This is a genomic window from Staphylococcus sp. HMSC62B09, from assembly GCF_001839115.1.
GTDB lineage: Bacteria > Bacillota > Bacilli > Staphylococcales > Staphylococcaceae > Staphylococcus > Staphylococcus haemolyticus.
The window spans coordinates 1-3,754 of record NZ_KV840099.1 but is presented as its reverse complement, the minus strand read 5'-3'; the positions used below and the strand labels follow the sequence as shown (position 1 = coordinate 3,754).

General features: G+C 29.4%; 4 protein-coding genes and 1 pseudogene. 1 reads left to right on the top strand and 4 read right to left on the bottom strand.

Annotation, left to right across the window (positions count from 1 at the left end; translation table 11 throughout):
- Positions 1 to 105 precede the first annotated feature (105 nt).
- From HMPREF3265_RS13070 to HMPREF3265_RS01985, 3 genes and pseudogenes are all read right to left on the bottom strand, one after another.
- Positions 106 to 240, bottom strand: a pseudogene (locus HMPREF3265_RS13070) (HAD hydrolase family protein); the annotation flags it as partial.
- Between the two features lie 63 nt (positions 241 to 303).
- Positions 304 to 864, bottom strand: a complete 561-nt coding sequence (locus HMPREF3265_RS01990) for a hypothetical protein (protein ID WP_001077893.1) — start codon at positions 862 to 864, stop codon at positions 304 to 306.
- Between the two features lie 204 nt (positions 865 to 1,068).
- Positions 1,069 to 2,613 carry a quaternary ammonium compound efflux MFS transporter QacA gene (locus tag HMPREF3265_RS01985; protein WP_000622776.1) on the bottom strand — a complete coding sequence of 515 codons (1,545 nt, stop codon included), beginning with the start codon at positions 2,611 to 2,613 and terminating at the stop codon, positions 1,069 to 1,071.
- A 177-nt stretch (positions 2,614 to 2,790) separates the two neighbouring features.
- Here HMPREF3265_RS01985 and qacR point away from each other — a divergent pair, with 177 nt between their 5' ends.
- Complete coding sequence (qacR, locus tag HMPREF3265_RS01980) at positions 2,791 to 3,357, top strand: multidrug-binding transcriptional regulator QacR (RefSeq protein WP_001832666.1); 567 nt, start codon at positions 2,791 to 2,793, stop codon at positions 3,355 to 3,357.
- A gap of 204 nt (positions 3,358 to 3,561) precedes the next feature.
- On the opposite strand, the gene HMPREF3265_RS01975 is transcribed toward qacR, so the two are convergent.
- Positions 3,562 to 3,754: helix-turn-helix domain-containing protein (locus tag HMPREF3265_RS01975; RefSeq protein WP_141764259.1), on the bottom strand; the 193-nt coding region annotated here is incomplete at its 5' end.

The following is a 3,754-nucleotide window of genomic DNA, read 5'->3' as shown; positions in this document are numbered from 1 at the left end:
ATCAAGGGTTTATAAACCCTTGATACACCTTTTATAGTGCTGGAACTTCTGATAATCATCAGTTATGTTAAACTCTAACAAAAACTAAATTATCAGAAGAATTATCTAGGGTATTAAACATAGGTAAATCAATTTTCTATCGCCAATAGTATAAACATCATCCATATTAATCTGAAGATAGCTACATAATTCTTTAACAGCATAGCCTTTATTTGTATAAGGCGCCATAAACTCTATTAAATATGGTTTGTTTTGAGGTTTCTATGTTTAATCATTTAATTTTTCATTATATAAATCGAATAATTATAAAAAGTCATCATACTTTTTATTTTTTAAAAATATTTGAAAATTTAATAGTAATCCAATTATAAGATCAAATATCATTATCATTATAATCAAGGCAACTATAATCACTGTGACACTCGTTACATAACAAGCTAGTAATCTCCAGATAAAATTGACATTTTCACCAATTCCATAACTTAACATATTACAAAGTAGTAAAAGAATAATAATACCTATACTGTAAATTAAAATTGTCAGTGTATATTTTTTAATAACTCTATTAGGAAACAATAGTTCATCTATTAGGTTCTTTTTCACCAGTATCTCTCGTTCAATTCTATCTTTGTCACAGATTTTGATTTTACTATTTTTTATTTTTTCCTCTAATAAAATAACCTCGAACGATCTGCTAATTTTTAATAAATATGCAGGAAAAGCTAATGTTAAGCATAATGTAATTAATTCATTTACATTGTTCATGTAACTTATAAAATAGATGAAAGTTGCTACTAGTGCTCCTAAAAATATAGTTATATTAAGTTCTACATCAAATATTTTAAAAATATCTGCTCTATTCATCAGTTAATCATCCTTTCAAGGTTTATTAATACTAATAAATTATTAGATATAGGTATATCATATTATTAATTTAAGAAATTGTCTTTTATAATTTTACTTAATAATAAAAAAGTAGAACCATTTAAAATTAATGGTTCTACTTTTTAACTATTACTAATTTTAAAAATAAACTAATCTACAATATCTAAAAATATATGTTTAGTACTATTTTTGTTTAGTTATATCAAGTGATTTGGGAATTAACAAATAGACAACTATTGAAATGATAATCATGATAATCCCACCTACTAAAGCAGTTGCTACAAAAGCATCATTAAATGATGTTACAGCCTCGTTTGCAAGCTGTTTTATCCCCGTAGCTTTAGCTACTTCGACAGCGCCCACTACAGATTCTTCAGCTACATGAGCTAAATCTCCAACTATACCTTTTGATGAAAAAGATGAAATATCTAAAAATACACGATAAAGCATAGAAGATAGGCTACCAAGTACTGCTACACCAAAAACATTTCCAAGGTCATACATAGACTCTTCAACAGCAGCTGCATTACCTGCTTTTGATGTAGGTGTTTCTAACATTATTAGAGCAGATGCAACTGCTAGTGAAGCCATACCAGCTCCAACTAAAATTAATGCTAAAGCCATTGTAGAATATGATAATGGATGACCAAAGAAATACATAATAAACATGCCAATGGCTGCAATTCCAATTCCGGAAGGTAACACTATTTTCGGTCCAAATCGCGCCGCTAATCCGGGTGCAATTGGTGCAAACACCATATCTCCTATTGCCATAGGTAATAGGTATAAGCCAGCTTTAAAAGGAGAAAGTTCTTCCACAACCTGTAACCATTGTGAAGCTAATAACAAAACAGATGCCATTGCAAACATTGTCATAAATGCAGCAATTGTACCAGCTGAAAATGATCTCTTTTTAAAAAGTCTTACGTCTAACATTGGATCAGAACTTGATAAATTACGTTTAACAAATATCACTATCATGGTAATTGCTAATACTATTACAACCCATGGAATAATATCTGCTAGTCCTTCTTTTGAAAATTCTTTGATACTCCATACCAGTCCAATCATGCCTGCAATTGATAAAATTGTAGAAGGAATATCCCACGAGTGAGACTTTTCTTTTGATAACTTAGACTCTGGTAATAAAAATAAACCTGCTACAACTGCTATTATCGCAAACGGTACATTAATTAAAAATGCCGAGTGCCATGAAAATTGCTCAAGTAAAGCTCCTCCGATAATTGGTCCAAAAACAGCACCTATCGATGAAGCGATTGACCATACAGCTAATGCAGTGGCCCTTTCTTTAGGGTTTTCAAAAATTACTCTTATCATTGAAAGAGTAGTTGGCATTATTAAAGCACCTGCAATACCAAGTAAAAATCGAATAGCTATTACGAACTCTGCACTTTCTGCGAAAAATATAGCTAATGAAACGAGGCCAAATAAAGCAAATCCAGTTAATAATGCTTTTTTTCTTCCCCATTTATCAGCAAAGGCACTCAATGGAATTATAAAGCCAGCTAAAACAAGAGAGTATATATCAACTATCCATAACTGTTGGGTACCAGAAGGCTCTAACTCTCTTACTAATTCCGGTAAAGCCATAATTAATATTGTCATATCCATTGTAACAACAAACAAACTAACAGCTAATACTACTAGTGCAGTCCATCTTTTTTTTGATGTCATCATATCAGTAGTTTTTGTAAAAAATGAAATCATTTAAGTTCCCTCCAATCCTTATAGACCGTGCGATCGGTCTATAAGGATTGTAATCTATTTTTTTACATATTACAACAAAAAATCTTGCGAAATTTAAATGGCTGTATTGTGTTATACAATTATTCTTTGAATTTTTTGTGCTATCATTGATAGTACTTAATACTCATTAAAGGCGTGATGAACTTGAAAGATAAAATACTAGGTGTCGCAAAGGAATTATTTATAAAAAATGGATATAATGCCACTACTACTGGAGAAATTGTTAAATTATCAGAAAGTAGTAAAGGGAATCTTTATTATCACTTTAAAACAAAAGAAAATCTATTTTTAGAAATTTTAAATATAGAAGAATCTAAATGGCAAGAACAGTGGAAAAAGGAACAAATCAAATGTAAAACTAATAGAGAAAAATTTTATTTATATAATGAACTATCTTTAACAACCGAATACTATTATCCACTTCAAAACGCAATAATTGAATTTTGCACTGAATATTATAAAACTAATAGCATTAATGAAAAAATGAATAAATTAGAAAACAAATATATAGATGCTTATCATGTAATTTTTAAGGAGGGTAATTTAAATGGCGAATGGTGTATTAATGATGTTAATGCTGTTAGTAAAATAGCAGCAAACGCTGTTAATGGAATTGTTACCTTTACACATGAACAAAATATTAATGAAAGAATTAAACTTATGAACAAGTTCTCTCAAATTTTTTTAAATGGACTTAGTAAATAATTATATATATATTCTTGAAATACCAATAAATATTATTTCTAAATTACGTTCGTTTTTAAGACAAAATTTCAATAGTACTACACAAAAGGAGAGTGCGAATTCGCACTCTCTTTTCTTGTCTTATTATTAGAATCTCATAATAGATGAATAACATATAATTTAGGACGCTGTGAGAAGATCTCATTTGCATTAACAATCCATTTATCAAGATAATCCCTTACCATTTTTAATTCTATAAACTGTCTGTCTTGTGATATTAACCTCTTTCGCAATCTTACTAATTGCTTTGCCTTCTTCTAACATTTCAACAACACGATGGTAGATAATACGTTTTTGAGGATCTTTAGCATTAGGTGAATATAGTAAAGGGCGTCCTTTATACACACCTTTTTCTTTC

Coding starts and splice junctions, on each gene's coding strand:
- HMPREF3265_RS01990 (WP_001077893.1), bottom strand. CDS start 864: ATGAATAGAGCAGATATTTTTAAAATATTTGATGTAGAACTTAATATA.
- HMPREF3265_RS01985 (WP_000622776.1), bottom strand. CDS start 2,613: ATGATTTCATTTTTTACAAAAACTACTGATATGATGACATCAAAAAAA.
- qacR (WP_001832666.1), top strand. CDS start 2,791: ATGAACTTGAAAGATAAAATACTAGGTGTCGCAAAGGAATTATTTATA.